This window comes from uncultured Methanofollis sp. (assembly GCF_937919355.1).
Taxonomy (GTDB): Archaea; Halobacteriota; Methanomicrobia; order Methanomicrobiales; family Methanofollaceae; genus Methanofollis.
The window spans coordinates 1-24,243 of sequence record NZ_CALFSA010000148.1 but is presented as its reverse complement, the minus strand read 5'-3'; the positions used below and the strand labels follow the sequence as shown (position 1 = coordinate 24,243).

29 protein-coding genes are annotated in these 24,243 nt (G+C 60.7%); 7 read left to right on the top strand and 22 right to left on the bottom strand.

All coding sequences use genetic code 11. The features are described from left to right. The 7 genes from Q0520_RS07335 to Q0520_RS07305 all read right to left on the bottom strand — a co-directional run. Positions 1-901: NAD(P)/FAD-dependent oxidoreductase (locus tag Q0520_RS07335; RefSeq protein ID WP_298668245.1), on the bottom strand; the 901-nt coding region annotated here is incomplete at its 3' end. Further along, the gene (locus Q0520_RS07330; RefSeq protein ID WP_298668242.1) at positions 891-1,070 is read right to left on the bottom strand and encodes a 4Fe-4S binding protein; all 180 of its coding nucleotides are present in this window, start codon (positions 1,068-1,070) and stop codon (positions 891-893) included. The genes Q0520_RS07335 and Q0520_RS07330, both read right to left, overlap by 11 nt. Before the next feature lie 174 nt (positions 1,071-1,244). Continuing rightward, positions 1,245-2,402, bottom strand: a complete 1,158-nt coding sequence (locus Q0520_RS07325) for an energy-coupling factor ABC transporter ATP-binding protein (RefSeq protein WP_298668240.1) — start codon at positions 2,400-2,402, stop codon at positions 1,245-1,247. Positions 2,403-2,410: 8 nt separating this feature from the next. Then, on the bottom strand, positions 2,411-3,193 hold the full coding sequence (gene cbiQ / locus Q0520_RS07320) for a cobalt ECF transporter T component CbiQ (protein WP_298668237.1): 783 nt from the start codon (positions 3,191-3,193) through the stop codon (positions 2,411-2,413). A 43-nt stretch (positions 3,194-3,236) separates the two neighbouring features. Continuing rightward, a complete protein-coding gene (locus tag Q0520_RS07315; RefSeq protein ID WP_298668234.1) occupies positions 3,237-3,527 on the bottom strand; it encodes an energy-coupling factor ABC transporter substrate-binding protein in 291 nt (96 codons plus the stop codon). Continuing rightward, positions 3,524-4,219 (bottom strand): energy-coupling factor ABC transporter permease, encoded by a 696-nt coding sequence (locus Q0520_RS07310; RefSeq protein ID WP_298668232.1) that lies wholly within the window; start codon positions 4,217-4,219, stop codon positions 3,524-3,526. Before Q0520_RS07310 ends, Q0520_RS07315 begins: the two co-directional genes overlap by 4 nt. Before the next feature lie 210 nt (positions 4,220-4,429). Further along, on the bottom strand, positions 4,430-5,503 hold the full coding sequence (locus Q0520_RS07305; RefSeq protein ID WP_342765248.1) for an endonuclease Q family protein: 1,074 nt from the start codon (positions 5,501-5,503) through the stop codon (positions 4,430-4,432). Positions 5,504-5,754: 251 nt separating this feature from the next. Between Q0520_RS07305 and Q0520_RS07300 the strand changes: the two genes are divergently transcribed. Further along, positions 5,755-6,381, top strand: coding sequence for a hypothetical protein (locus Q0520_RS07300; protein WP_298668226.1), 627 nt, complete (start codon positions 5,755-5,757; stop codon positions 6,379-6,381). Positions 6,382-6,470: 89 nt separating this feature from the next. Here Q0520_RS07300 and Q0520_RS07295 read toward each other — a convergent pair whose 3' ends face one another. The 9 genes from Q0520_RS07295 to Q0520_RS07255 form a co-directional block, all read right to left on the bottom strand. Further along, positions 6,471-7,217 carry a proteasome assembly chaperone family protein gene (locus Q0520_RS07295; RefSeq protein ID WP_298668223.1) on the bottom strand — a complete coding sequence of 249 codons (747 nt, stop codon included), beginning with the start codon at positions 7,215-7,217 and terminating at the stop codon, positions 6,471-6,473. Continuing rightward, positions 7,205-7,366 carry an RNA-protein complex protein Nop10 gene (locus Q0520_RS07290; RefSeq protein ID WP_298668220.1) on the bottom strand — a complete coding sequence of 54 codons (162 nt, stop codon included), beginning with the start codon at positions 7,364-7,366 and terminating at the stop codon, positions 7,205-7,207. Before Q0520_RS07290 ends, Q0520_RS07295 begins: the two co-directional genes overlap by 13 nt. Then, entirely contained in the window at positions 7,363-8,151 is a 789-nt protein-coding gene (locus Q0520_RS07285) for a translation initiation factor IF-2 subunit alpha (RefSeq protein WP_298668217.1), read from the bottom strand. The genes Q0520_RS07290 and Q0520_RS07285 overlap by 4 nt, the downstream gene beginning before the upstream one ends. A gap of 9 nt (positions 8,152-8,160) precedes the next feature. After that, positions 8,161-8,349 (bottom strand): 30S ribosomal protein S27e, encoded by a 189-nt coding sequence (locus tag Q0520_RS07280; RefSeq protein WP_067049209.1) that lies wholly within the window; start codon positions 8,347-8,349, stop codon positions 8,161-8,163. A gap of 5 nt (positions 8,350-8,354) precedes the next feature. Then, entirely contained in the window at positions 8,355-8,633 is a 279-nt protein-coding gene (locus Q0520_RS07275; RefSeq protein WP_298668212.1) for a 50S ribosomal protein L44e, read from the bottom strand. Positions 8,634-8,786: 153 nt separating this feature from the next. Further along, a complete protein-coding gene (locus tag Q0520_RS07270; RefSeq protein WP_298668210.1) occupies positions 8,787-9,473 on the bottom strand; it encodes a hypothetical protein in 687 nt (228 codons plus the stop codon). Then, positions 9,470-10,603: a DNA primase catalytic subunit PriS gene (priS, locus tag Q0520_RS07265; protein ID WP_298668207.1), complete on the bottom strand. Its 1,134-nt coding sequence runs from the start codon at positions 10,601-10,603 to the stop codon at positions 9,470-9,472. The genes Q0520_RS07270 and priS overlap by 4 nt, the downstream gene beginning before the upstream one ends. Continuing rightward, positions 10,603-12,174: a tRNA uridine(34) 5-carboxymethylaminomethyl modification radical SAM/GNAT enzyme Elp3 gene (locus Q0520_RS07260; protein WP_298668204.1), complete on the bottom strand. Its 1,572-nt coding sequence runs from the start codon at positions 12,172-12,174 to the stop codon at positions 10,603-10,605. Before Q0520_RS07260 ends, priS begins: the two co-directional genes overlap by 1 nt. Before the next feature lie 5 nt (positions 12,175-12,179). Continuing rightward, on the bottom strand, positions 12,180-12,479 hold the full coding sequence (locus Q0520_RS07255) for a UPF0058 family protein (RefSeq protein ID WP_298668201.1): 300 nt from the start codon (positions 12,477-12,479) through the stop codon (positions 12,180-12,182). Positions 12,480-12,506: 27 nt separating this feature from the next. Between Q0520_RS07255 and Q0520_RS07250 the strand changes: the two genes are divergently transcribed. Further along, a complete protein-coding gene (locus tag Q0520_RS07250; protein WP_298668198.1) occupies positions 12,507-13,394 on the top strand; it encodes an ADP-ribosylglycohydrolase family protein in 888 nt (295 codons plus the stop codon). On the opposite strand, the gene Q0520_RS07245 is transcribed toward Q0520_RS07250, so the two are convergent. Together Q0520_RS07245 and Q0520_RS07240 are read right to left on the bottom strand one after the other, a co-directional pair. Further along, positions 13,395-13,844, bottom strand: a complete 450-nt coding sequence (locus Q0520_RS07245) for a UPF0179 family protein (protein ID WP_298668195.1) — start codon at positions 13,842-13,844, stop codon at positions 13,395-13,397. Between the two features lie 6 nt (positions 13,845-13,850). After that, positions 13,851-14,930 carry an NAD(P)-dependent glycerol-1-phosphate dehydrogenase gene (locus Q0520_RS07240; RefSeq protein ID WP_298668192.1) on the bottom strand — a complete coding sequence of 360 codons (1,080 nt, stop codon included), beginning with the start codon at positions 14,928-14,930 and terminating at the stop codon, positions 13,851-13,853. A gap of 11 nt (positions 14,931-14,941) precedes the next feature. On the opposite strand from Q0520_RS07240, the gene Q0520_RS07235 reads away from it, so the two are divergent. From Q0520_RS07235 to proS, 3 genes are read left to right on the top strand one after another with little or no spacing between them, the layout of a single operon-like run. Beyond that, on the top strand, positions 14,942-15,787 hold the full coding sequence (locus Q0520_RS07235) for a DUF63 family protein (RefSeq protein ID WP_298668190.1): 846 nt from the start codon (positions 14,942-14,944) through the stop codon (positions 15,785-15,787). Beyond that, positions 15,780-16,346 carry a stage II sporulation protein M gene (locus tag Q0520_RS07230; protein ID WP_298668187.1) on the top strand — a complete coding sequence of 189 codons (567 nt, stop codon included), beginning with the start codon at positions 15,780-15,782 and terminating at the stop codon, positions 16,344-16,346. The genes Q0520_RS07235 and Q0520_RS07230 overlap by 8 nt, the downstream gene beginning before the upstream one ends. 9 nt (positions 16,347-16,355) lie before the next feature. Beyond that, entirely contained in the window at positions 16,356-17,795 is a 1,440-nt protein-coding gene (gene proS, locus Q0520_RS07225) for a proline--tRNA ligase (protein WP_298668184.1), read from the top strand. Here the strand turns inward: proS and Q0520_RS07220 are convergent. Further along, positions 17,789-18,256, bottom strand: a complete 468-nt coding sequence (locus tag Q0520_RS07220; protein WP_298668181.1) for a hypothetical protein — start codon at positions 18,254-18,256, stop codon at positions 17,789-17,791. The genes proS and Q0520_RS07220 overlap by 7 nt on opposite strands. 2 nt (positions 18,257-18,258) lie before the next feature. After that, positions 18,259-18,747, bottom strand: a complete 489-nt coding sequence (locus Q0520_RS07215) for a pyruvoyl-dependent arginine decarboxylase (RefSeq protein ID WP_342765247.1) — start codon at positions 18,745-18,747, stop codon at positions 18,259-18,261. 632 nt (positions 18,748-19,379) lie between these two features. Between Q0520_RS07215 and Q0520_RS07210 the strand changes: the two genes are divergently transcribed. After that, positions 19,380-20,006, top strand: a complete 627-nt coding sequence (locus tag Q0520_RS07210) for a hypothetical protein (protein ID WP_298668174.1) — start codon at positions 19,380-19,382, stop codon at positions 20,004-20,006. A 44-nt stretch (positions 20,007-20,050) separates the two neighbouring features. Beyond that, positions 20,051-20,602 carry a hypothetical protein gene (locus tag Q0520_RS07205; protein WP_298668172.1) on the top strand — a complete coding sequence of 184 codons (552 nt, stop codon included), beginning with the start codon at positions 20,051-20,053 and terminating at the stop codon, positions 20,600-20,602. 145 nt (positions 20,603-20,747) lie between these two features. On the opposite strand, the gene Q0520_RS07200 is transcribed toward Q0520_RS07205, so the two are convergent. Together Q0520_RS07200 and Q0520_RS07195 are read right to left on the bottom strand one after the other, a co-directional pair. Continuing rightward, entirely contained in the window at positions 20,748-23,354 is a 2,607-nt protein-coding gene (locus Q0520_RS07200; RefSeq protein WP_298668170.1) for a heavy metal translocating P-type ATPase, read from the bottom strand. A gap of 37 nt (positions 23,355-23,391) precedes the next feature. Next, the gene (locus Q0520_RS07195; protein WP_298668167.1) at positions 23,392-24,075 is read right to left on the bottom strand and encodes an endonuclease V; all 684 of its coding nucleotides are present in this window, start codon (positions 24,073-24,075) and stop codon (positions 23,392-23,394) included. Positions 24,076-24,243 lie beyond the last annotated feature (168 nt).

The window sequence follows — 24,243 nt, the reverse complement described above, 5'->3', positions numbered from 1 at the left end:
TGCCGGTGATCATGGCATTGCCTATACCACCGCCGGTGAGGGGGTCGACGACGCGTGCTGCATCGCCCACGATCATCAGGCCGTCGGCAACCGTGCAGGGGAGGGGTCTGCAGACCGGGTCGCCGCCGACGATGCACTCGATGATCTTGCCGTCCGGGAAGTGTTCGTGCATGAACCGGTCGAGGTAGTCCCGCGCCCGCATCTCCGGTTTGTTCTTCGACGCCGGGATGCCGATGCCAATATTGGCGCTCCTCTCCCCCTTGGCGAAGACCCACAGGTACCCCTGCGGGGCGACATCGTTGCCCAAGTAGAAGTCGTTCGAGTTCGGGTCAATATCGATATCGGTGACGAGGTACTGGATGCAACTCATCATCTCGCTCAGGGGGATGGTTGTGTCAAGGCCACACCAGCGTGTGAATTTTGACTCGACACCGTCGGCGGCGATGGTGACTTTCGCCTTCACCTCCTGCCTCTTTCCGCAGCACTCGACGACAGCGCCGCGGATGTGGCCGTCCTCCATGATCGGGGCGACGGCGCGGGACTTCACAAAGACGTCTGAACCTGCCTTCGATGCCTGCCAGACAAGTTCTCGGTCGAAGATCTTTCTGTCAAGGACATAGCCGACCTCGGCGCCGGCCCTGTTATCGTCGAGGGTGATGGTCGTGCGGTTCGGGGCGATGATCCGTGCCCTTTTGATATCGGCGGAGATCCAGCGGGGGTCAGGCTCGATGAAACTTCTTAGGAGTTCCTTGCCGATCCCTTCGGCACAGCGAACCGGTGCTCCGATTGCCGGCCTCTTCTCGATCAGGCAGACCGAAAGGCCCAGTCTGGCAGCGGTCCATGCTGCAATGGCCCCTCCGGGCCCGCCGCCGACGACGAGGATATCGTATTCACTCTTCATCGGTCACCTCCAGAGCTCCGAGCGGGCAGGCCTTCGTACAGATGCCGCAGCAGCGGCAGGTGTCGCCCTCCACCGTCAGGTAGGCATCGACGAGTTCGAGGGCCCCTTCCGGGCAGACCGAAACACATGCGCCGCAGTAGCCACATATTTCCCGGTGAATTTGAAGCATTGTACTCAGTATTATACCGCCATTCCATTAATCTTATCTTCCCTTTTCTGCTCCCGGTCTCCCGAAAATATACATAATTGTAGGGATTATTTCCGTGATAGGGATTATATAGTGGGTTCTTTCCCGGCGGTGCGGTGACGTTGCCCCTGGGGTCTCCAGGTGTGTGCGGTCCTCTCAGACCTGCCTGACCACGATCTCCCGGCCGCTTGTCCGGGCGTACTCGTCTATCCTCTCGACGGTATGAGCGATCATGCCGCCTGAAGTCAGGATCAGGGAGTCTTCACCGTTCACGGCGCGTAGCAGGCACTTGTCGATGACGCCGTAGGTGAAGTCGACGGCGATCCCCTCGTCCCGCGCCACCTTCTTTGCCCTCGTCCCCATGGCGCCGACCCACACCTTTGCGCTTCCCCCGAGGAGACAGGCGAGTGCGGCGGTGCCGTCGGGACCGGCAACGTCCCTGAGACAGATGGTGCCGTGGCCGTTGCGTCTCACGCCGCCGCGGATGCGGCGCTCGACGAGGTCGGTGAAGGCGAGTGCGTTCTTCGGCGGTGCGGTGTCGGTCAGCACGCCCCTGTCCCGCAGTTCCCTGAAGAGGTCCAGCACCGCCGGGGGTTTGAGGCGCGCCCTGGCAAGGACGGTGCGGTCTGCAAAGATCTCCTCAGGCGTCCCGGTCCTGAGCACCGCCCCGTCCTCCATCAGCACGACCTCGTCGGCCCAGCGGTAGGCGAGTTCGACGTCGTGCGTCGAGAGGAGGATCGTCCTCCCGCCGTGGTTCATCTCGTCGAGGAGGTCCATCACCTCTTCGGAGGTGGCGGGGTCAAGCGAACTCGTCGGTTCGTCGAAGACGAGCACCTCCGGGTCCATCGCGAGCACCCCTGCGATGGCGACCCTCTTCTTCTCCCCGCCGGAGAGGTGGTGGGGCGGGCGTTTCTCGTAGCCGGAGAGTCCGACATAGTGGAGGGCGTCGGCGACGACCTTTTTCACCGTCTCCTGCGGCATACCGAGGTTCGCCGGTCCGAAGGCGACGTCCTGCCAGACTGTCGGGGCGAAGATCTGGGCGTCGGAGTTCTGGAAGACAAGGCCGACCGACTTTCGTACCTCGCGGAGGGAGCGGGTGTCGTACGCCACCGGTCTGCCGCTGACGAGGACCCTTCCTTTCGTCGGCCTGAGCATCCCGTTGCACATCAGGAGAAGTGTCGTCTTGCCCGCACCATTCGGGCCGACGAGGGCGACCTTGCTCCCTCTGCCGATTGTGATGTCGATCCCTTTCAGGGACTCGGGACGGTCGGGGTAGGCGAAGTGCACGTCCTGAAATTCTATTGCTGCTGTCATGGTCGTTCTCAGAATATCTGTATCCCGCCGGAGAGGAGGGCGAGCGCACTGCATACGGAGAGGTAAGCGACGACGGCGACGCCTTCCCTGCGGGAGATACCTCTCTCTCCGCCGAAGGTCGGGAATATGCCGTCATAGCACCGGGCGTCCATGGCCAGGATGAGTTCTTCGCCCTTTTCCCATGCCCGCACAAAGAGCGTCCCGGCAAGCATCGAGAAGGACCGGACGGCGTTGCCGAACCCGGCATAACCCTGCCTGATCTCCTGCGCATTCCGTGTGGCCAACGCCTCGCCGATGAGGACGAAGATGAAGTGGTAGATAAGCATGGCGAGGTCCACGAACTCGGGCGGCAACCTGAGGGAGCGCAGCACCGTGAAGATCTCGACCATGGGCGTGGTGAGGGCGATGAAGAAGAGGGCGCACATCCCGGCGAAGGTCCGGGAGAGGACGAGGGCGGCCTGGTTGACGCTTCCTGTCGTGAAGGCGAGGGTGATCCCGCCGAACGGCATGCTCCAGACTGTCTCCCCGCCGCCGGAGAGGAAGAGGATCACGCCCGCAGAGAGGACGGCGAAGGAGAGGGGTATGGTGAGGAGCGTGGCGTAGAAGCGTGCCGGGATGCGTGCGATCCCGACGGTGATCGCCGCCATGGACGCGGCGATGAAGGCCGGGGCGAGGGGTCCCGCGGAGACGAGGGCGGCGGCGATCGCCCCGCCGCCGAGGAGGAGTTTTGCCCACGTACCGGTCTCCCGCAACGCGTTCTGCTGGGCATAGTCATCCAGTATGTTCTCCATTGTTTTCTCCACCCTTCACCAGCGCCCGGAAAAATCGGGTTTTTCAGGTATTGGTCTGTCGTCCGCGGTAATAATACCCGAAGAAAAACCCGATGACGAGGGCCCCGATCGCTGCCTGAAGCGAGAAGAAGAGTGACTCTATCTCGCCGCTCGGCGGTTCGTAGACGGGGGTCGTCCAGGGTTCGTACTCCGAACCTGTCATCTCCTTGATGACGTCCTCGGCCTGGTCGTCGGCCCCGGCCCATTCGTGTTCGCCGGTGGAGAGGACGACGAGGATGGAGGCGGCGAAGAGGAGGACGATCGCGAGGACGGCGGTCTCCATGGCGTACTTCATGCCCCCACCCCCCTGAGGCGGCCGACCGCCGCATCGGTGAGCACGCCGAGTTTCACCAGGATCTCGGCGCGGACGTCGATGATGTATTTGAAGGTGAGAGCGATGACCGCACCCTCGATGATGGAGAGGGGCAGTTGCGTGACCGCGAAGACGGCGGCAAAGGCGGCGAAAGATGTTGCGATGCCGCCGACTTCGGCCGGGAAGGCGAGGGCGAGCTGGACCGAGGTCACCACATAGGTGAAGAGGTCGGCGAGGGTGGCGGCGAAAAAGACCGTCAGGTAGGTGTTGAGCCCTGCCTTCTGCCCTCCTTTATAGATCGCCCAGGCAAGGACGGGCCCTGCGATCCCCATGGAGAAGACGTTGGCGCCGAGGGTGGAGAGGCCGCCGTGCGCGAGGAAGATCGCCTGGTACAGGAGGACGATCAGGCCGAGGATGGAGGTGATGCAGGGGCCGAAGAGGATCGCCCCGAGGCCTGTGCCTGTCGGGTGGGAGCAACTCCCGCTCACTGACGGGAGTTTGAGGGAGGAGAGGACGAAGACGAACGCCCCTGCGACGGCAAGGAGGGGGAGGGCCTCTCTCTTCTCCCGCATCAGTATCCGCAACTGGTACATGCCGTAGACGATGAACGGTGCCGAGACCAGGAACCAGAAGAGGCACCAGGCCGGCGGGAGGAATCCTTCCATGATGTGCATGTCATGTCACCATATCAATTTTATTTGTATTAATGTAATAGTAATTTGGTACGCGCCGACCGTATTTAGCCCTGTCTTTTTTCTCGGTGTGGGCTGTGCCTCACTATCGAGCCCTGACCAGAGGAGCCCGGGGCATTTCCGGCAGAAAAATAGGATGGAAAATGTCTCTCTCCGGTTGCCCGCGAGAGAGTCCCTGGCAGGGACGGCGCATCAGGGGAGGGTGAAAGTGCCGTACTTCCCGCCACCTCCGGGAACGAGGCGCACCCGCCCCTCCCTGAAGGCCTCGACAGCCGCCCCTACGACCGGGTCTGCCTCCCTGATCTCGGCGACCGGCACGTCGGCGAGGACGGCGATCTCCGTCCCGAAGGTCTCAACCAGGTGGTAATATCTCGCTTCCACCTTCTTGGTCATTGCCGAGGAGACGCCGAGGACGACCCTGATGATCTCGCCGAGGGGGATGATATGGTAATAGGGCGGCCTCTCAGAGGGTGCGCCGCCGCCCAGTTCCCGCGCCCGGTCGGAGACTCCCTTCTTGATCTGGCCGCCGTCCTCGGGGCATGTCCAGCCGAGATGCACGGCCTCCTCCAGGGAGTACGGAATATAGCACCGGGTGCAGGCGGTCCTGTTGTACTTTCCCTCCTCAGGGAAAAATCCGGCATTGAGGGTGATCTTCCCCCGGCGCACGGCGTCGAAGGAGGCCTCCGGCGTCACGCGGCTGAGGTCGAGGCCGTTGAACTCCCGGCCGAGTTTTGTGGGGTGGGTGGAGTGGGCGTCCGAGTTCGAGAGGAAGGGGACGCCGTCGAGTTCCCGTATCCCGGCGCCGTACGAGGTGTCGGCGGAGAGGCCGAGTTCCAGGAAGTCGATCCTCTCCCCGCCGTAGCACGACGCCACCGAGTCGTGCGCCGCATAGAGGGAGGTCCAGGGAGTGAAGGCATGGGCCGGACCGACAAGACCGCCGAGGTCGTGGACGGCGGCGGCGATCGCCTCGCCGGTGAGGTGCACGTGCGGCCGCCCCCCTGTGGCGATGTCCTTGCTGTGGGGGGCGAAGACAGCGGCCAGGTCCTCGAAGGCGGAGAAGTCCTCCATCAGGATGAGGTGGTGGACTCTCCCCTTCCCCTCCACCTCTGCTGTTGGGAGGACGGCGATGCCGGTGTTGTTCTCGTGCTCTTCCCATGCCTTCCGCCATGCAGGGTGGAGGGCGTCCCCGCTCCCGAGGACGCCGATCCCCTTCGTGGCCGCACCGGCAAGGAGACTCTCCGGCGTCATGGAGGGGGAGGTCGCCATGGAATAGGGTGAATGAATGTGGAAATCGGCGTAGACTGACATTGTTCCGGCAGATCATTCTGACGTCTATCTGGATTAGTCTATGCCGGAGGTGCGGTGGAGAGAGGGCAGGTGTTCCGGGCGTCTGGTCAGGGAGGGACGTATCTGAAAAGAAGGGAGTACGATGGAGTATCTTTTCAAATCATTTTTATAATGACAGGTATATCCTCTACAATTATTTTGCAAAAATAATCTGGATGGATGGAGGAAATATGTTCCACGAAAAACTCAAACAGCATCTGGTCGATGAAAGACTTTCCGTCCGCATTATACTGGCGGTCGTCCTCTACTTCACCTTCTTTTTCACGCTGACAGTTCTCAGTTATTATCTGCTGCCTGAAGAGTTTTTAATGGGCAAAAATTCTCTTACGGACTTTGAAACGTCAACCAATCTATTCGCATCGACAGTACAGATTTTTTCCTTCAACCTCCTCTCCGTTGTATTTATTGTCATCGGGAACCTGTTTGCGTTCTCCAACAGAAACAATGGGTTTATTCCGTATGGTTATCTTGCCCTCGGACTGCAATTTGCCACCAATGCAATAACCCTCGGCACCTGGTCTTTCACCGTGGTAAGCATTGCACCTGATCTGTCCGGCCGGTTGCTGAGGATCTTCGATCTTGCGCATCGTGCGGGACTGTGGGAGATGATGGGGCAGGTACTGGTTATGTGCGCCACCGCCCGCATTGCTATTGTCAAAACAAATGGCAAAGAAGTTGTCAATACTCCTATCAGGGACATCCGTTTAAAAAAATCGGAGATAGCGTGTGCAGTCTCCGGACTGTGTTTGATGTTTACCGGGGCCTTTGTGGAAAGCAGTTCGATTATATCTCTGTGAACTACCACGCACCTGTTGGATGGAGTCCGTGCACCTCTGAGATACGCCCTGACCCGCCTGAAATGAACGCCCCGAAAAAAAGAGAAAAATTATCCTATATAGGTCAGGTTCTCTTCTTCCCGCCCCTTCTCCATCTCCTCGTACTTTGCCAGGATCTTCTCGACCTCCGCGGCATGCTCGGCAAGCCGCGTGGCGTCGACCGTGATCCCGAGGAGACGGCAGAGGACGGCAAGGACTGCACCGGCGCTCTTCGGGTCGACGACATACCCCGGTGTCTCGCCCATCAGGCAGACCCCCTCGATCTCCCGCATGGCGGCGAGGCCGAGGAGCAGACCTGACGCCCCGACGATCCCGCCGGGTTCGTCCCCGGTCATGACACCGCCGGCGACGACGACCCCCGCGGCAAGACTCTCGTCATTGACCGCTCCGAGGACTCTTGGTTCTTCGGTGAGGTGGCCGACCCCGTAGCCCCCGAGAGTGTAGACCCTTTTCACGCCGAGTTCCTCGGCGATGTCGAGGTATGCCTCGCAGAGGAGGTAGTGCCCCTCGTTTGAGGTGCTCTGGAAGTCACCGATCAGGAAGGCGATCGATTGCCCTTCGTCGTTTTTCCAGAGGTATATCTCATTGTTCGGGAGGCGGACCCCACCGCCAGGTTCGATGAGCACCTGAGGCGGGAGGAAGATGGACGTGATGTCGACGATCTTCTCAGCCCCGAGTTCCTGGATCATGTGCTCGACGACAAGTTTGCCGACCTGACCGATGCCCGGCAGTCCTTCGATGAGCACGTCGGCCTTGACCTCATCTTCCGTCAAAAAATCGATATTTATGTCATCCATCGCTTTGCCTCCCTCCGGTATTCGCCGTACCGGTCCTGTGGTGAATACCGTGCGGGGTGTGCCGACCGTGTCGGCGACCCGCAGACCGGGCAGGTGAAAAATAGGGTATAGCGGCGGTCGTGCTCGCAATACCTGATCCGCCCGCTCATGCACTCTTTGCCTTTTGTTTTCTGACGAACTTCCCGGTGTCGCCCGCCCGCTCCATGACGCCGATTGCAGCCTTCGAGGCCTTCTCGATAGCCTTCTCGGCCCGCTTATAGTCCGGTGCGGTGACCTTGACCCGGTAATTCGGAGCACCGAAATAGGTGAGTTCAATCTCGACGTCGTCGATCTTCGGCTGTGCACTCCTGAGTGCCCGCCTGATGATGTTCACACCATCAGGCTTCGTCGAGGTGAGAACAAGGGTGCCGGTGACCGTTACCTTCGGGATCTTCACGTTCTCGTTGGCGACAGTGATCAGGGCATCGGTGACGTTCTTCGGGAACGAGTACTTCCTGACGGCTGCGTCTCCGTTCGTCACGATATCCTCAAAGGCAGGGTAGAGCAACCCGTAGGTTGCATAGAAGGTCTCCCTGATCATATGGAGGTCGGCGCCGGTATCCGCGGTGACAAAACCGATCCACTTCTCGGCCTTCTGCTCGTTCTTCCACTCCTGGATCTTCTCCCGCCGCTGGTGATCGTTCACGTCCTTGAGGGAGAGATCGATATGCCCGCGGTCAGAATCGACATTGAGCACCTTGCAGACGATCTTCTGGCCTTCCCTGACATAGTCGCGGATGTGCTTGATCCAGCCGGTGGCAATCTCGGAGATGTGGATGAGCCCTTTCTTGTTCTCGTATTCGTCCAGACGCACAAATGCCACGAAGTCCTTGACGTCCTCTACCGTACAAACGACGAGTTCGCCCTCTTCCGGCCATTCATTCAGTTCGTGCATCAGACGGTCTCACTGGAGTTCGGCCTTGATCTCTGCGTTGATCTTTGCCTTCCCACCGGTCGGCTCAGCGAGCACATGCCCGCAGACCGCGCAGTCCACGACTGTGCTGGCCTTCTCGAAGATCACCTGTTCGTTCTCGCAGTCCGGGCACTTAACCCTGAGGAATTTGCTCCTGTTTTCACGGTGCTGACGTACCATATCTCTCACTCCGCAATCTCAAATTTACCTGATCTCCAGCCTGCACGGAGGTGCGCCTTTCCGCACTTCGTGCAGCGGTATCTGATGTTGACCTTCTTGGTCGGCTTGTCGCCGCCGGGCACCTTGGAGAACTTGCCCATGTTGCCCACTTTGCCTCTGCGCGCCTTCTGCCGGTCGATCCAGTGCAGACCGCTGGTGCGGCCCTTCTTTACCTTCTCAACCTCGTGTACCTCGTGCGATCTGCAGAACGGACAGTAGGTCTTGAACTTTTCTGGCATCTTCATGATATAAGCCCCTCGTGATCTTGTGCAGCCCGGTTACGGGCCATTTCGACAGTGCCGGGACACGCCTTCCCATGCAGGAAATCTCGAACCAACAAAGATCCGATAGATTTTTCCCGCGGCTGCATCCCGTACCTATTCTCTCGAATACCTGTATTATTTGATAAGCCTTATATTTAAGGCTATGTTGCGCTCGCAGAGGACGTCCGCGTTCCCCTTCGGGAGGGTGACGATGTCCCCGTCCCTCAGGGCGTACGTCCGACCATCGAGCCCCATGAAGGCAGCAGGCATCTCCTGTTCCATGAGCACGAGGGCGATATCCCCTGCAGGTTTCTTCTCTTCGACGGCCTCTGGTGGAGGTGCGGCCTCTTCCTCGAAGAAGGCTTCGTCCCCAAACTCGAAAGGCGTGTCGCTTCCTGCCGGGGGTGCCACATCGATCGTATCTCCACCCTCTTCGCCTCCGCTGCATTCTCCCGTCAGGGTGTCGCGGCAGACACCGATCTCCCGGCAGACTGCTTCGAACATCGCCTTTTCAGGGGGGAGCATCAACTTCATCTCCTCCTTGTCGTAGTACCTCTCCTCGATCTGGGCCTCGGCGAGTTTGAGGATCTTCTTGAGACGGAGTTTGATGATCGTGTTGAGCGTCTCGCTCGTACTGTGGTACTGGTCGAGGAGTTCGGCCGCCTCCTCGGCGAGCGGATTTGGACATCCCCTGATGTGCGCACGGATCTCTCCGAGGTTCTCCTTTCCGTTCCTGAAGAGGTCGGCCGGTATATCGGAGAGTTTGCCGCTCTCTTTCTCGTTCCAGACGATCAGGCGGATGTCGTTGAGGAAGTCTGTCATGCCCCACCTCCTATCTCGGCGATCCCGCGGCAGCAGAGGAAGACCGCGAGGGCTTCGGGAACAATGTTCGTACCTTTTTTCAGTTCCCAGGTGTTCCCGAGGATCGGCATCGTAAGGGGGAAGGCGAGGTCTATCTTCACCTCACGCTCCCCGAAGACGACGGCGTCGATGAGGGGATCGAAGTCCGCGAGGTCGCCGGGCGGCATCTCGACGACCCGGAAACCGCTCCCACCATGGAGGGAGGTCGGCATTCTGATCAGGCGTTTCGTGTCGGTCGTCACTGGTTCATCGACCAGGGCCGCCTGCTCTCTCAGGAGAGGGAGCATTTCGCCTCCTTCCGATGACAGGATTGTCTGCATCACCGGCGATGTGAGGATCGTGTCTGCGGGGCGCACCCCCTCACCGCCAAAGCCCTGCAAAAACCCGAGAAAACGTCCCGCATAGGTGTCGCCGACCCCTTTCATCCCCTTGAGATGCTTCAGGGCGGCCTTCTCGCCGCCGGCGAGAAGTGTGTCGGCATACCTCTTCAGTGCGATGGCGAAACGCCTCTGCCACCCCGACGAACAGTCCCCCGAGGCGAAGAGCACCTGCGGTTCGATCCCGGTCCCGCAGAGGTAGTCCACGACCTCGCGCCTTTCGCGGCTCTCCCAGGTTCTCACCCGCGGGTCACGCACGTGGACATGGTAGCCCCGCCCTCCGGAGAAGACAAGAGAGAGAGTATGCGCCGAGAATCCGAGTTCCCCGGTGAGCATATCAAGGAGTTTCTCCGTCTCTTCCTTTACGCGGGAGAGCATCGCATCATAGGGCACGCCGCGGACGAGGTGGTCGGCGTCGATATCGAAGATGAGGTCGGCCCCTGTCCACCCCTTCTCCCCCATCGTCCCTGCGGCCGGGTTCGTGTAATATGCCGTCGAGTAATAGGCATGGGCCGGGACCATCGACCTGATGTACTCCAGGCATTCGTCCGGCGACCCGAAACCGAGGTGCCGGCGCATCCGTACCTCGGGTTTTGCGTCGAAGAAGATGAACCCCCATTCCCGCTGTTCGAGCGCAGGCGGTACACTGAGGTGGCCCTGCCTGTAATAGGACATAAAGCGTTGCCGGACGAATTCGAGGGTCGCGGGTTTCATTAGAGCCTCTTTACCATATATGGACCTTCGCGTTCATAGTCCTGACTCCGGTAGTACGGGCGGACCCCGATGCCGCTGTTGATGGCGATTTTTTCGTATCCCTCTTCCTCCGCCATCTCCTCTGCTCTTGCGAGGAGTTCTTTCCCGAAACTCCGGTGCTGGAACTCTCCCTCATCGCCGTCCGCCCCGATCGGGACCATCATGCCGTACACGTGGAGTTCGCGCAGGAGGGCGGCGCCTTCCAGTTCAGGCCTGAAGGCCTCGCCCGGGTACCTCAGGCGTGCAAACCCGATGAGGGCGTCCCCTGATTCGATCTGGATGAAGTGCTCCTCGCCGCTGCAACAGCGGTACGGGAGGTCACGGAAGGACGGTTCAGCACCGGCCGGGTGCCGTCCCGCCTCCCGGCACCTGATGCACCGGCATGTCTTCCCCTCTGCATGAAGACGTTCCTGCGCGAGTTGCCTGAAGTTCGAGTGGTGCGACCCTGCCACGATCAGTTTTGCCGGGATGTCGCGCTGGACCCGCTGGAGGCGGACGTACTCCGGGAGGAGGGACTTGGCATAGGCGACGAGACCGACCAGGTCGTCCTCGGGGTACGGCGCGTACTCGCCACGTCTCCAGAGCGCCTCGATCTCCGACCCCGGTGTCACAAGAGTCGGGTAGATCTTCAGGAAGTCAGGCCTGAACCTTTCGTCGTCGAAGAGGGTTCTGAACATCTCCCTGTCCCTGTCGAGGTCGCTCCCCGGCAGGTTCGGCATGATATGGAAACCGACCTTGATCCCGGCGTTGCGGAGCATCGTGTTCGCGGCCACGGCGTCTGCCACCGTGCAGCCGCGCCTGTTGAAAGTGAGGATACTGTCGTCGGTGTGCTGGACTCCGAGTTCCACCTTTGTCACGCCGAGGTCGAGCATGCCCATGATGTGCTCTCTCCGGCACCAGTCCGGCCGCGTCTCGAAGGTGGCGGCGATGCACCGCACCGCCGCCCGCTCGTTCCCGGCGAAGACCTCGTCCCTCGGCGGGAGAGAGCGCCGTGCCCCTGTGCCGTACTCGTTCATTGCATGGATGCAGGAGGTGACGAACTCTTCCTGGTACTCCCGCGGCCGCGCCGTGATCGTCCCGCCCATCACGATCAGTTCGGCCTTGTCCACGTGGTGGCCGAGGGCTTCGAGTTGCGAGAGGCGTGCCTGTACCTGCTCGTAGGGGTCGTAGCCGTTCTGGGCGCCGCGCAGGGCCGCGGGTTCCTGCCCGGTATAACTCTGGGGCGAGTGGAAGGGGTGGTCGGGCCCGCCCGGACAGGGGAGGCATTTCCCGTGCGGACAGGGCGCCGGCGAGGTCATCACCGCCACCGGTGCGACGCCCGAGATCGTCCGCGTCGGCTTGACCATGAGGAGGCGGCGGAGACGCTTTGCCTCGTCGGGGGTTGCGGTGGCAAGAATGGCAGAGTTCTTCGGGACCACCGCACAACTGTGCTCCCGGCAGACCTCGATCTTGATCCGCTGGAGGTCTGCAGGGCCGCAGGGGAAAGAAGAGATCCGGGAGATTATCTCCCGGCAGATTTCGACATCGTCCATACCGGTTAATGTTCTTGCACTACGACCTCATTAGTGGTCGCTTTGTGCATGGTCTCCACCTGGTGGACATGTGGGGCTGTCCGCAGCTGGTGGACGATGTCTTCGCCGAGGGCGAGGATCGCTTTCTTGTGAGTGATCTTGTTCTTGTGGATGTGGGCCGGGGAGACGTGAAGCACATCATAGTCGGGGGTGTAGACCTCCTCACCTGTGGTGGTCTCGTAGTACTTCTTGATGTGCATCAACAACATGTGTAAGTGTAGTAACTCTTCCTTCTGCACGCAATCACCTAACTTCAAAAAATACATTTTTTCGGCGGTTGATATATCTTATTGGTGATCTTTATATTCCTCTACCAGAACGCAGCAGGGACACTTCTAGGACTGGCAGTGGGGGACGCGTTGGGTGCGCCCCTCGAAGGCCTCCCGCCGCCGGAAAAAACCGTGACAAATATGCTCGGCGGAGGTATTCATGACATGACACCGGGCGAATTCACCGACGACACACTGCAGGCCGTGGGCCTGGCCCGGTCCCTCGTCTTTTGCAGGGGCTTTTCACCGGAGGACTTCGTAGACCGCCTTATTGCAGGTTTTGATCGGGCGCCGCAGTACTACGGCCCGACCTCGCGGATGGTCTTCTCCCTGATAAAAGAGGGTTTTAGCCCTGAAGACGCTTCCCGGATTGCGCATATCCATAATGGAGGGAGCAGGACGAACGGGAGCGTGATGCGTGGCCCTCCGCTCGGCATCTACTATGCTCCCACCTCCGTGCGGGAGATGAGCCTTGCCTGCTCGGCCCTCACCCACCACGACCCGGTCGCCGGGGAGTGCTCGGCCTTCGTGAACCTGATGATCTCGGAGATGTGCCGGGGGACGCCGAAGGTCCGCGCCTTCTGCCATGCTCTCGACCACTGCGAGGACCCGGAAGTGCTTGAACGGGTGGGAAACTTCCACGCCTGGCCCCTCAAACCCTCTCTCGACGCCGTCCAGACCACCCACTGCGCCGTCGCCGTTTTCATGAGTGCCGACGGTTTTGAAAAAACAATGTTGCGGGCGGTCAACCTGGGAGGCGACGCCGATACGGTGGGGGCGATCGCTGGCGCCCTTGCCGGTGCCTGTTATGGTTTTGCCGCCATACCGCACCGCTGGCTCGTCGGCTTCAGGCACACCGGGCACCTCCTCGGCCTGGCACAGCGGCTCTGGGCGGTGGCGGAGCACGCCTGATCAGGCGGGTCTGAGTTCGACAAGTTTCAGGTTCCGTCCCTTCTCGCAGACGTCGGGGGCGGTGCCGAGTACCTTGGCAACAAGGTACTTATCCCCCTCGATGATGCCGTCGGGGTGGCAGAGGGCGTAACTCCGGCAATCGGTCTTCGTGCAGGGGGGTTCGTATCTTACAGTCGAGTTGAGGATCGCCCGGTCTGCCGGTATGGGGGTGACGACCGGCGCCTCGACCACTTCGACGGCGCAGATGCCGTCGCGGTGGACAGGGCAGTCCTGGTCTGTGTTCTTCCGTATCTCAACGATCTGGTATTTTTTTCCCGGCTGAAGGTTGTGGCAGACTTTCAGGAGTTTGCAGGTCTGGCATGTCGCCACCTGCCCTTCGTACACGAATTCAAGCCCTTTCTCTGCCAGGCATCTCCCTATCAGGGTCACTTTCGGTTTTGTATCTGCCATATCATATCACTCCTCGTATAGCATCCTGACAATCCTTTCGGCACTCTCTTTTGAGAGGCCCATGTCCAGTATGGTGAAGCGCTCCGGTCTGATGGTGCGTGCCTCAAGGATCGCCCTGACTGCGGTTGCGTCGTCGATCCCGAGTCCGGCGGGCGTTGTCGGCGCCCCGATCCTCTTCAAAGAGTCTCGTATCCACCGCCAGTCACCGCCGTGGAGGTACATCGTGATGATCGCCCCGACGCCGCACTGTTCGCCGTGAAGCGCTTTTCCCGGTGCGATCCGGTCAAGGGCGTGGGAGAACTTGTGCTCGCCGCCGCTTGCGGGCCTGGACGACCCGGCGATGCTCATCGCAACACCCGATGAAACCAGGGCCTTCATGACGATCCAGGCGCTCTCCTCGGTCTGGGCGCTGATCACGTCGGCGTTTCTCACGACGATCTCGGCCGTCATCTTCGAGAGGGCCATCGCGTACTCGGAGAGGGGTTCGCCCCGGATCCGGTGGGCGAGTTCCCAGTCCAGGATCGCGGTGTAGTTCGAGATGATGTCGGCGCACCCGGCGGCGAGGAGGCGGGGGGGTGCGGCGGCGATGATGCCGGTGTCTGCCACGACGGCGATGGGCGGGTGGGCGCTCAGGGAGACGCTCCCCTCGGGGGTCGGGATGCTCGCCCGCGAGGAGGCGATGCCATCGTGGGCGGCGGCAGTCGGGACGGAGATGAACTGGCGGTCGAGGTTGTACGAGACGATCTTCGCCGTGTCGATCACCCGTCCGCCGCCGACGCCGATGATGAAGTCGGCGCCGGCGCCTTCCTTCTCGATCCGGGCGATGTCGGCGGCGGTGTTCGACCCGACGATGACGGTCTTCACCTCACAGGTGTCCGAAAGGATGGAGACGATCTCGTCTCCTGCAATCCCCATCGTGTGTTCTCCAGCGAGGAGGAGGGCACGGGAACCGAAGCAGAGGTCCCTGCAGACCGAGGGTATTTCCCTGAGGACATTATGCCCGATGAGGATGTCTCTGGGGAGCTGCATCCATCTGGACTTGTCAAAGACCTTCTCCCTGAGTACTTTAATATCCTCTCCGTCCATTGAGATCACAGATGATTAGGGAGTTCCTCTACAAATACTACATCGATCCGATCAGGTACGGGCAACCGTACACGGTCGTCGATACGCTCACCTACGCCATCATTCTCATCATTTCGGTCTGGCTTGTGTACCGCGGCCTCCGCCGTTTCAAGATTGAGGTCGACAGGCGTTTCGTCCTCGCGACGATCCCCTATGTCGTGCTCGGCGGTCTCCTGCGGGTCGTCGAGGACACAGGCATGATCACCTCCGATGCCCACTATCTCCTGATCACGCCTATCATCTTCTTCGTGGTCTTCTTCATCACGGTCGCCGCCCTCTTCCTCTCCCGTATCCTTGAGGTGAAGGGCCTCGTCGCCGACTCGATAAAGGTCTACGGGTGGACCGGCATCGTCCTGTCGGCGGCGACGGCGGTCCTCCTCCTTGCATGGGGTGCGGTGAACACCAGGGTCGACCTCTTCGTCCTCGTCGCGATCCCGGCGATGGCGGCGGTAGCGACGGCGGCGGTCTGGGGATTCCTGAGGTACGTCCTCCACTGGGAGTATGTCGCCGACCCGCTGTACACTCTCCTCATCGCTGGTCACATGCTCGACGCGAGTGCCACCAGTTTCGGGATCGACCTCCACCCCATGGCCTATGTGGAGCAGCATGTCGTCGGTTCCCACCTGATCGAGTGGACGGGGACGGCATTCTCGATGTTCCCCCTGAAACTTGCCGTGATCATACCGGCGATCTATGTCCTCGAGATGTACAGGAAGGAGGGAAACCCGGCCTTCTGGCACCTTGTGGTCCTGGCGATGATCGTCGTCGGAATGGCGCCGGGGATCAGGGACATGATGAGGATGGTGATCTATGTCTAGACGGGAGTTCCTCCCCTATCTTGTCGGGGCAGTCGTCATCTTCGCTGTCGGCATTGTTGCAGGCTACGGCGTCTCCGCCTCCGGGGACCCGGCGGCAGACCAGATACTGGATGCGATCATGGGTGGCGTCTTCTCCCAGATACTCGGCGACAATCCCCTTATGCTCGCCGTGAAGATCTTCCTGAACAACCTGCAGGCCTGCGTCCTCCTCTTCCTCGGCGGTGCGACCTTCGGTCTCCTGACGTTCTTCATCCTCTTCTCGAACGGTCTCGTGATCGGTCTTTTTGCCGACCAGATCGCGGAGAAGGTCGGGCCCCTCGGCCTCATTGCAGGTCTTGTCCCCCACGGGGTCTTCGAACTCCCGGCCATCTTCATCGCCGCGGCCCTCGGTCTTGCCCTCGCCCGTTCCGTCCTCGCCGATGCCAGGGGGCAGGGTGACGCCGCGGCCGACGCCGCCCGCCTGGGGGGTCTTTTTCTCCGCGTTGTCGTCCCGCTTCTTGCTGTGGCGGCCGTTATAGAGGCATTTATAACGCCCGCACTCCTACAAATAGTAGTTTGAGGTTACTTCATGGAAGAAGAAGAGAGCGGGTCACTCCCCCAGAAATCCGACTTTTCCGCCTGGTATAATGACGTGATCTGGCGTGCCGAGATCATGGACGTCAGGTACCCGGTCAAGGGCCTGTACGTCTGGTACCCCTTCGGTTTTGGTCTGCGGCGCCACACGTATGCGATCCTCCGCGACCTTCTGGACAGGTCCGGCCATGAAGAGGCCCTCTTCCCTCTCCTCATCCCCAAAACCGAGTTCATGAAGGAGGCCGAGCACATCAAGGGCTTCGAGGACGAGGTCTACTGGGTCACCCACGGTGGTCTCTCCGAACTCGACGTCCCCCTCGCCCTGCGGCCGACGAGCGAGACGGCGATCTACCCGATGTTCTCCCTCTGGGTGAGGTCACACGCCGACCTGCCCCTCAAGGTGTACCAGATCGTGAACACCTTCAGGTACGAGACGAAGCACACCCGGCCTCTCATCCGTCTCCGCGAGATCACCTCCTTCAAGGAGGCGCACACGGCCCATGCGACCTGGGAGGAGGCCGCGGCTCAGGTTGAGACCGCTCTCTCCCTGTACACGCAGTTCTACGACGACCTCGCCATTCCGGTGATCATCTCGAAGCGGCCCGAATGGGACAAGTTCCCCGGCGCCGACTACACGATGGCCGTGGACGCCCTGATGCCGGACGGCCGGACTCGCCAGGTCGGGACCGCCCATCACCTCGGCGACCACTTCTCGAAGACCTACGAGATCACCTACGAAGACGCAAACGGTGAGAAGCAGTACGTCTCCCAGACCTGCTACGGCATCTCGGAGCGGTGCATCGCGGCGACGATCGGTGTCCACGGCGATGACAGGGGCCTTGTCCTCCCGCCGAAGGTGGCGCCGGTGCAGGCCGTGATCATTCCGATCATCATGAAGAAGCGGGCCGATGAGGTCAGGGCGGCGGCAACGGCCCTGAAGGACGAACTCGAAGCCTCGGGCCTCAGGGTGAAGGTGGACGACCGCGACCTCAGGCCCGGTGCGAAATACTACCACTGGGAGATGCGGGGTGTGCCCCTGCGCATTGAGGTCGGTCCCCGCGACCTTGACGCCGGTACGGTTGTCGTCGCCACGCGGGACGGCGAGAAGATGACGGTGAAGCGCGACGAGATCGTCGTGCGTGTCCCGGAGATCTGTGCGGCGTTCTCCCTGCGCCTGCGGGAGAAGGCGGAGGCCTTCCTCTCCTCCCACATCGTCCCTGCGGAGAGCGTCGAGGAAGCGGTCGAGGCGGTCAGGACCGGCATCGCCGTCGTGCACTGGTGCGGCGACGAGGCGTGTGCGGAAAAAATCGAAAAAGAGACGAATGCGAGTGTCCTTGGCACCGAGGTCCGGAGCCCGCATGTCGCAAAGACCGAGGGACGCTGTATTGTCTGCGGTCGTCCCGGCACGTCAACGGTAATAGCCCGGACTTACTGAGACTGAGCACAGTGGGGGCAGCGGTAGGCGACGGCGAAACCGGGCTTGCCTGAATCCCCTGCAATCACTTTTTTTCCGCCCCGGACAAAGAGTTTGCCGCAGGCGGTGCAGCGCTTGGGCATATAGCGTTCCAGGCGGTGGAACGGGACTTCGACTTCAAATGATTTTGTTGCTGTGGCACTTTCCTCAAATAGATCCTCCTCGTCGAATTTCTGGATCACCTGCATGATCTGGAGGGGGTTCGCGCCGAGTTCGTCCAGTTTCTTAAAGAGGAAGTAGTGGCAGATGAGCCACGAAAGGTCGGAACGCTCGATGCCGTCGTCCTCGACCTCGATCTCATCCTCCGGGTCTTCGAGGGTGCCACCGCAGAGGGGACACTTCCCCCCGACCAGCTCCTCGATGTAGACTTCTTCGTTGCAGTACGGGCAGATGGTGTGGTGGGCACGTGTGCGTGATGTCATATCTACTCCATGAGAAAGACGGCAGCGGCGATAGTCGTTGTCCAGGTGCCGTCTTCGTCCACAACTGCACTTTCAGTGATATTTAGAGTTTTTTCGGGAATTTTGTCGGTGATGCTCTGGTACATATTGTATGCTAAGTGTTCAGCGTACTGCCCTGCTTTTTCCTTCCCGTCACCGAAGGCGTGGTGTTCAGCGAAGTATCCCCATTGTTTCTCCATATTCTCGGGGATCGCAACCCCGACCGATGCTGAGATCCGACGATGAGGTTCGTTGGATGCGATCCTGGACATCACGGTGAAGACGACGCTCCCCGGTTCGAGGTCGGCAAGTCCCTCTTCACGTTTGATGATCCGGCACTTTGGAGGGAGGATGGAACTGACTGTCACGAGGTTGTAACACTCGATCTTCGCTGCCCTGAGGGCCATTTCAAAGGACCCGAGGTACTCGGAATCCCGTCCTACGCCGCAGGTAAAAAACACTCTTTTCGGCACAAATGTTCTGGTCAACCCCTATATCACCCTTGGAATGAATTACTTCTCTATTTGTGTCCCCCTCTACTTAAAAGTATATTTGTTTGCAGAATATTTTCGAGATTTAGCGATATGAACCAATTTTGTTCGTTAAATCCGACCTGTGGGTTGTTTTTATTTTTATTCTATCTTTTTATTCATCCACGGGGGGTGATATCACGCGGTTTTGTGCCTCTGGAGGGTCAGATCATCTGAAATTTTCCCCGTGTCAGCTATGCCTGCATCTCTTCGAGAGGCTGGGAATGTCCATATGCCCCGTGAAAATGGACGGTAGCCCTCTGCGCTCTCTCAGGGAGGGGATACCCTGAAAACTATTGATTTTTCTGGAGGTGGAAGTGTTCGTCTCCGCCCTCTGCCTTCGCTTTCGATCGGGACTTTTTCGTGTGCACCAGAGATTTTTACCTTTTTCATCGCCGACGAGGTGGAGGTTTTTGAGTACTGACCTTTCTTGCTGGCGATATCTGTCCATGATCACTTTCCAGGACTTCTTTTTTGTAATGGAGTGACAGATAGATGATTATGCCATAACTAATATATTCCGTGCCGACTTATTCTCTGCCGGGGACACGGACGGGTCTCTGGAGGTTACTCTGATGAAGAGAATTATTCCCTCATTTTTTCTGGTCATGCTTCTCATCGCCTGCTCGGGGTGCACCTCGACCAACCCACCCGCTGAGGCCCCGGTGATCGAGACGCCGACGCTTCCTGTACTCCACCACAACGACGTTGCGGTCGACCTCGCCGGGATCGAGGTCAGAGACCCCGAACTCTTCACGGCAAACCTGACCTCGACGATCACGACCGTCCTCCCCGACTCCCGCGCAGGTCTCCTCCTCGATCACGGCTGGAATATCACCTCGGTCAGGCAGGAATTCGACGAAGAAGTCCTCGACCGACCCTATGTCAGGGTTGAGTTCATGAAAAACAATCTCTCTTTCTATTTCCTTGTCGATGAGGAAAAAGATCAGATCATCAGAGGATATTGCGGTGCAAAGGTCTGGGTCGCAGGCCCTATCTCGGGTCCCCTCCCGAAAGATTACTCGCAGTCTTTTGATAAGCACACGAGGCGGTTGTATGTCTATGACTATCGGAATGGAACGTGGAGTGATAATGACGAGGTGACAGTCTACACAAAAAATGGTATATCAGTTTTTGTCGAGGATAAAGAAGTCATGATTTATGATAAAAATGATATCTACTATCTTGATCATGATTTTTGACGAGCAGAGGGATATTGATGGCACATCAAATCACACCTTGTTTCTTGGCCTCCCTGACTCTCATCGTACTCCTTGTTTGCTCGGGGTGCACCTCGACCAACCCACCCGCTGAGGTACCGGTGATCGAGACGCCGACGCTTCCTGTACTCCACCACAACGACGTTGCGGTCGACCTCGCCGGGATCGAGGTCAGAGACCCCGAACTCTTCACGGCAAACCTGACCTCGACGATCACGACCGTCCTCCCCGACTCCCGCGCAGGTCTCCTCCTCGATCACGGCTGGAATATCACCTCGGTCAGGCAGGAATTCGACGAAGAAGTCCTCGACCGACCCTATGTCAGGGTTGAGTTCATGAAAAACAATCTCTCTTTCTATTTCCTTGTCGATGAGGAAAAAGATCAGATCATCGGAGGATATTGCGGTGCAAAAGTCTGGGTCGCGGGCCCTATCTCCGGCCCACTCCCGAAAGATTACTCCCAGGCCCTTGACAAGCATACAAGGCAGTGGTGGGTCTTCGATCACCGGGATGAGTCTGTAGGGATGGTCATGGCCTATGATAAAAATGGGATCTACAGATTCAATCCTGATTTCTGAGGATAGGATTTTATCTCGACTCTGTTAATGAACCCTCCGCTCTTCCCTCAATCAAAACAGCAGTCTTCATCGAAAGGAAATAAGAGTTCGGGGATGCCCTCGTAATCATGCGGATAGAGGATGAGAGCGTCCTCCTCTCCCGCCATCACCCTTCCAGATATTTCTCTGGCTCTGCCTCGAACGCCTTCTTGCACCCCGGTGCACAGAAGTAATACTTCTTCCCCTTGTAGTCGCTCGTGTGCCGGGCGGTCTTCGGGTCGACCTTCATCTTGCAGACCGGATCGATCTCCATACTTTTTTCCTCCGCTCCCCCTCTTTTCGCCTCCGGGATATAACCTTTGAGGAGGAGGGAGAGGGTCACGACGGTGACCGAACTTGCGGCCATGGCGAGGCCGGCGAGTTCGGGCCTGAAGGTGATGCCGAAGGCGGGGTACAGGACTCCGGCCGCCACCGGGATGAGGGCGGCATTGTAGGCGAAGGCCCAGAAGAGGTTCATCTTCACCCGTCCGATCGTCTTCCGGGATAACTGGACCGCTGCCGGGACGTCTGTCAGGTCGTCTTTGACGAGCACCACGTCGCCGCTCTCGATGGCAACGTCTGTCCCCCCGCCGATGGCAATGCCGAGGTCTGCCTGGGCGAGGGCCGGGGCGTCGTTGATGCCGTCGCCGACGAAGGCGACCCTGTCGCCCCGCTCCTGGAGCGCCCTCACCTCGGCGGCCTTCTCGTCCGGGAGCACCTCCGCGAGGACGCGGTCGATCCCGATCATGCCGGCGATGGCCTGCGCCGTCCTCTTGTTGTCCCCGGTGACCATCACGACAGAGAGGCCCATCTTTTTCAGGTCGTCGACCGCCTGCATGGCCCTGGGCTTCAGGGTGTCGGCGACGGCGAGGACGCCGAGCACCCTATCGTCGGCGGCAAGGAAAGAGACAGTCTTCGCTTCTTCTTCGAGGTGTTCCGCCGCATCAACCGCGGCTGCGGAAGGCGCGATCCCCCTCTCCGCGAGGAGCGCCCTGTTGCCGAGGGCGACCTCTCTGCCTCCGACGACGGCGACAACACCCTTCCCCCGCACGGTGCTGAAGTCCGTACTCTCCGGGACGGCAACGTCCCGCTCTCCTGCATACCTGACGATGGCCGTGGCGACCGGGTGCTGCGAGTTCCTCTCCACGCCCGCGGCAAGGCTGATCACTTCGTCCCTCTCCGCCGCAAGGGCAACGATGTCGGTGACCTCGGGTCTCCCCTTTGTCAGGGTGCCGGTCTTGTCGAAGGCGACGGTGGTGAGGTTCTCGGCCGACTCAAGGGCCTCGCCGCTCTTGATCAGGATGCCGAGTTCGGCCCCCCGGCCGACGCCGACGGTGATCGCGGTCGGGGTCGCAAGGCCGAGGGCACAGGGACAGGCGATGACGAGGACCGAGATGAGGGTGGTGAGGGCGAAGAGGAGAGTGGAGTCGAGGACGACGTACCAGGTGAGGAACGCGACGGCAGCGATGGCGAGGACCGCCGGGATGAAGTAGGTGACGGCCGTGTCTGCGATCCTCTGGACAGGGGGCCGGGTGCCCTGCGCCTCCTCGACGAGTCTGATGATCTGGGCGAGGACGGTGTCCCTGCCCACCCGCGTCGCCTCGACTTCGAGGACGCCGTCCTGGTTTATGGTCCCGCCGACGACGTTTGTTCCGGGCTCCTTCCCGACAGGGAGGGGTTCGCCGCTGATCATGGACTCGTCCACATAACTCTCGCCCTTCCTGACCGTGCCGTCGACGGGCACCTGCCCGCCCGGCCTGACCAGGACGACGTCGCCGGGTTTAACGTCCTCGATCGGCCTCTCCTCCTCCTTCCCGTCGGCAAGGACGGTGGCGGTCTTCGGCCGCAGGTTGACGAGGGCGGCGATCGCCTCGCCTGTCCGCCCCTTCGCCCGTGCCTCCAGGTATCGGCCAAGGGTGAGGAAGGTGGCGAGCATGACGGCGGTCTCGTAGAAGAGGAAGTCGGTGGTGAGGACGATCCCGAAGGTGCCGAGGACGGAGGCGGCGAAGGCGACGCCGATGCCCATCGAGTACATGACGTCCATGTTCAGGGTCCGGTTCTTCAGGGCCCGCCAGGCACCGAGGAAGATCGGCCAGGAGAGGTAGACGAAGGGCGGCGTGGCGATGACGAAGAGGAGGTAGGGCATTGCCACAGGCACGGGGGGCATCACAAACATCAACCCCATCAGCACCGCGGAGGCGACGGCGCCGACGATGATGCGCCGGCGCTTGTCCTTGAGGTCGGTCTCACGGGCCTTCCTTTCGATCTCCCCGGTCTCTTCCCCCTCCCTGCCGAGGTACTGGTATCCGGCGTCCTCGATTGCCGCCTTCATCTCAGGGATGCCGACGGTGTCGGGGTTGTAGATCACATAGGCCCGCTCGGAGCCGAGGTTGACGGTGGCAGAGACGACGCCGGGCAGGGCCTGCAGGGCCGCCTCGATCGTCTTCACGCAGGTGGCGCACATCATGCCGCCGACCTTGAGGGTCGTCCTGCCGGTGACGACGGCATAGCCCGCGTCCGTGACGGCCTTCTCGATCGCGGTGGCGCTCACCTTCGCCGGGTCGTACTCCACAGAGGCCTGCTCTGTGCCGAGGTTCACCGAGGCCTCCCTGACGCCGTCCACGTTTTTCAGGGCCTTCTCGATGGTGATGGCGCAGGTGGCACAGTGCATGCCTGAGACCTTGAGGGTCTCTTTTCGAGTTCTGGCGCCCTCTTTCTCCTCCTCCGTCTCCATACGCCCCTGTGTGGCCTCTTACGATATGAACCCTTTCTCAGCGGGAGGCGGCAGTGTTCCGGGCGAGGACAGCGAGGCGGTGGGCGGCCCGCAGGGGGTCGGGAGTGCGGAAGCGGGGTGAGGTCTGGAGGACGACCCTGACGGCCCCGGCAAGGTCGATGAGGTGGCCGGGGGAGACATAGACCGGCCTGGCGCCTGCCCTCGTGCGCACCGCGCACCCGATCACCTCGCCTTTCTCCGTCACCGGGGCCGCCGACCCCCGTGATGCACCTGTCTCTCCGGCCTCGCCGCAGAGGAGGGTGTCGGCCACGCCGACCGAGGGGATGCCGGTGACGACGCCGAGGTGCGAGGCGACCCCGCACCGCCGCGGGTGGGCGATGCCGTGGCCGTGGACCATCAGGAGGTCGGGCCGGCAGGTCAGGCGGTCGAGGGCGGCGAGGAGGGCCGGCCCTTCCCTGAAGGCGAAGAGGCCGGGGATGTAGGGGAACGTCGCCGGCACCGCGGCGGTCGCCCCTTCCACGAACCCGAGCGACGGAGAGACGAGGACCGCCGCCGCCCCGAAGACCGTCCCGCCGTCGGTCGAGTACGCCGCGTCGAGGCCTGCGACATGGGCAGGTTCCGGCGACCCCGCGGCGACCACCAGCCGGCGCAGTCCCTCCTGGAGGGCGAGGGCGTCGGCAGGGTCGGTCGGCCAGGGGACAAGGTCGCGGCGTGGTGCCATGGGGAGGGATGGGAGTGGGGTGACTTAAGGGTGAGGTGATCGTCGGGGGAAGACAGAACAGAGATCCTGAGGAGGGAGATAACCATCCCCTTGGCGGGACCCCACGCCCCCCTCCTCCAAACCTTTATCCCCCTCCCTCTCCACCCCGGCACATGGCTGGCGAGAATC

Coding starts and splice junctions, on each gene's coding strand:
- Q0520_RS07275 (WP_298668212.1), bottom strand. CDS start 8,633: ATGAAGATGCCAGAAAAGTTCAAGACCTACTGTCCGTTCTGCAGATCG.
- Q0520_RS07315 (WP_298668234.1), bottom strand. CDS start 3,527: ATGAAGTACGCCATGGAGACCGCCGTCCTCGCGATCGTCCTCCTCTTC.
- Q0520_RS07270 (WP_298668210.1), bottom strand. CDS start 9,473: ATGACAGACTTCCTCAACGACATCCGCCTGATCGTCTGGAACGAGAAA.
- Q0520_RS07200 (WP_298668170.1), bottom strand. CDS start 23,354: ATGGAGACGGAGGAGGAGAAAGAGGGCGCCAGAACTCGAAAAGAGACC.
- Q0520_RS07300 (WP_298668226.1), top strand. CDS start 5,755: ATGTTCCACGAAAAACTCAAACAGCATCTGGTCGATGAAAGACTTTCC.
- Q0520_RS07260 (WP_298668204.1), bottom strand. CDS start 12,174: ATGGACGATGTCGAAATCTGCCGGGAGATAATCTCCCGGATCTCTTCT.
- Q0520_RS07235 (WP_298668190.1), top strand. CDS start 14,942: ATGATTAGGGAGTTCCTCTACAAATACTACATCGATCCGATCAGGTAC.
- Q0520_RS07325 (WP_298668240.1), bottom strand. CDS start 2,402: ATGACAGCAGCAATAGAATTTCAGGACGTGCACTTCGCCTACCCCGAC.
- proS (WP_298668184.1), top strand. CDS start 16,356: ATGGAAGAAGAAGAGAGCGGGTCACTCCCCCAGAAATCCGACTTTTCC.
- Q0520_RS07220 (WP_298668181.1), bottom strand. CDS start 18,256: ATGACATCACGCACACGTGCCCACCACACCATCTGCCCGTACTGCAAC.
- priS (WP_298668207.1), bottom strand. CDS start 10,603: ATGAAACCCGCGACCCTCGAATTCGTCCGGCAACGCTTTATGTCCTAT.
- Q0520_RS07280 (WP_067049209.1), bottom strand. CDS start 8,349: ATGGTACGTCAGCACCGTGAAAACAGGAGCAAATTCCTCAGGGTTAAG.
- Q0520_RS07310 (WP_298668232.1), bottom strand. CDS start 4,219: ATGCACATCATGGAAGGATTCCTCCCGCCGGCCTGGTGCCTCTTCTGG.
- Q0520_RS07295 (WP_298668223.1), bottom strand. CDS start 7,217: ATGGATGACATAAATATCGATTTTTTGACGGAAGATGAGGTCAAGGCC.
- cbiQ (WP_298668237.1), bottom strand. CDS start 3,193: ATGGAGAACATACTGGATGACTATGCCCAGCAGAACGCGTTGCGGGAG.
- Q0520_RS07210 (WP_298668174.1), top strand. CDS start 19,380: ATGAAGAGAATTATTCCCTCATTTTTTCTGGTCATGCTTCTCATCGCC.
- Q0520_RS07245 (WP_298668195.1), bottom strand. CDS start 13,844: ATGGCAGATACAAAACCGAAAGTGACCCTGATAGGGAGATGCCTGGCA.
- Q0520_RS07330 (WP_298668242.1), bottom strand. CDS start 1,070: ATGCTTCAAATTCACCGGGAAATATGTGGCTACTGCGGCGCATGTGTT.
- Q0520_RS07290 (WP_298668220.1), bottom strand. CDS start 7,366: ATGAGCGGGCGGATCAGGTATTGCGAGCACGACCGCCGCTATACCCTA.
- Q0520_RS07305 (WP_342765248.1), bottom strand. CDS start 5,503: ATGGCGACCTCCCCCTCCATGACGCCGGAGAGTCTCCTTGCCGGTGCG.
- Q0520_RS07195 (WP_298668167.1), bottom strand. CDS start 24,075: ATGGCACCACGCCGCGACCTTGTCCCCTGGCCGACCGACCCTGCCGAC.
- Q0520_RS07240 (WP_298668192.1), bottom strand. CDS start 14,930: ATGGACGGAGAGGATATTAAAGTACTCAGGGAGAAGGTCTTTGACAAG.
- Q0520_RS07230 (WP_298668187.1), top strand. CDS start 15,780: ATGTCTAGACGGGAGTTCCTCCCCTATCTTGTCGGGGCAGTCGTCATC.
- Q0520_RS07255 (WP_298668201.1), bottom strand. CDS start 12,479: ATGTATTTTTTGAAGTTAGGTGATTGCGTGCAGAAGGAAGAGTTACTA.
- Q0520_RS07285 (WP_298668217.1), bottom strand. CDS start 8,151: ATGCACGAACTGAATGAATGGCCGGAAGAGGGCGAACTCGTCGTTTGT.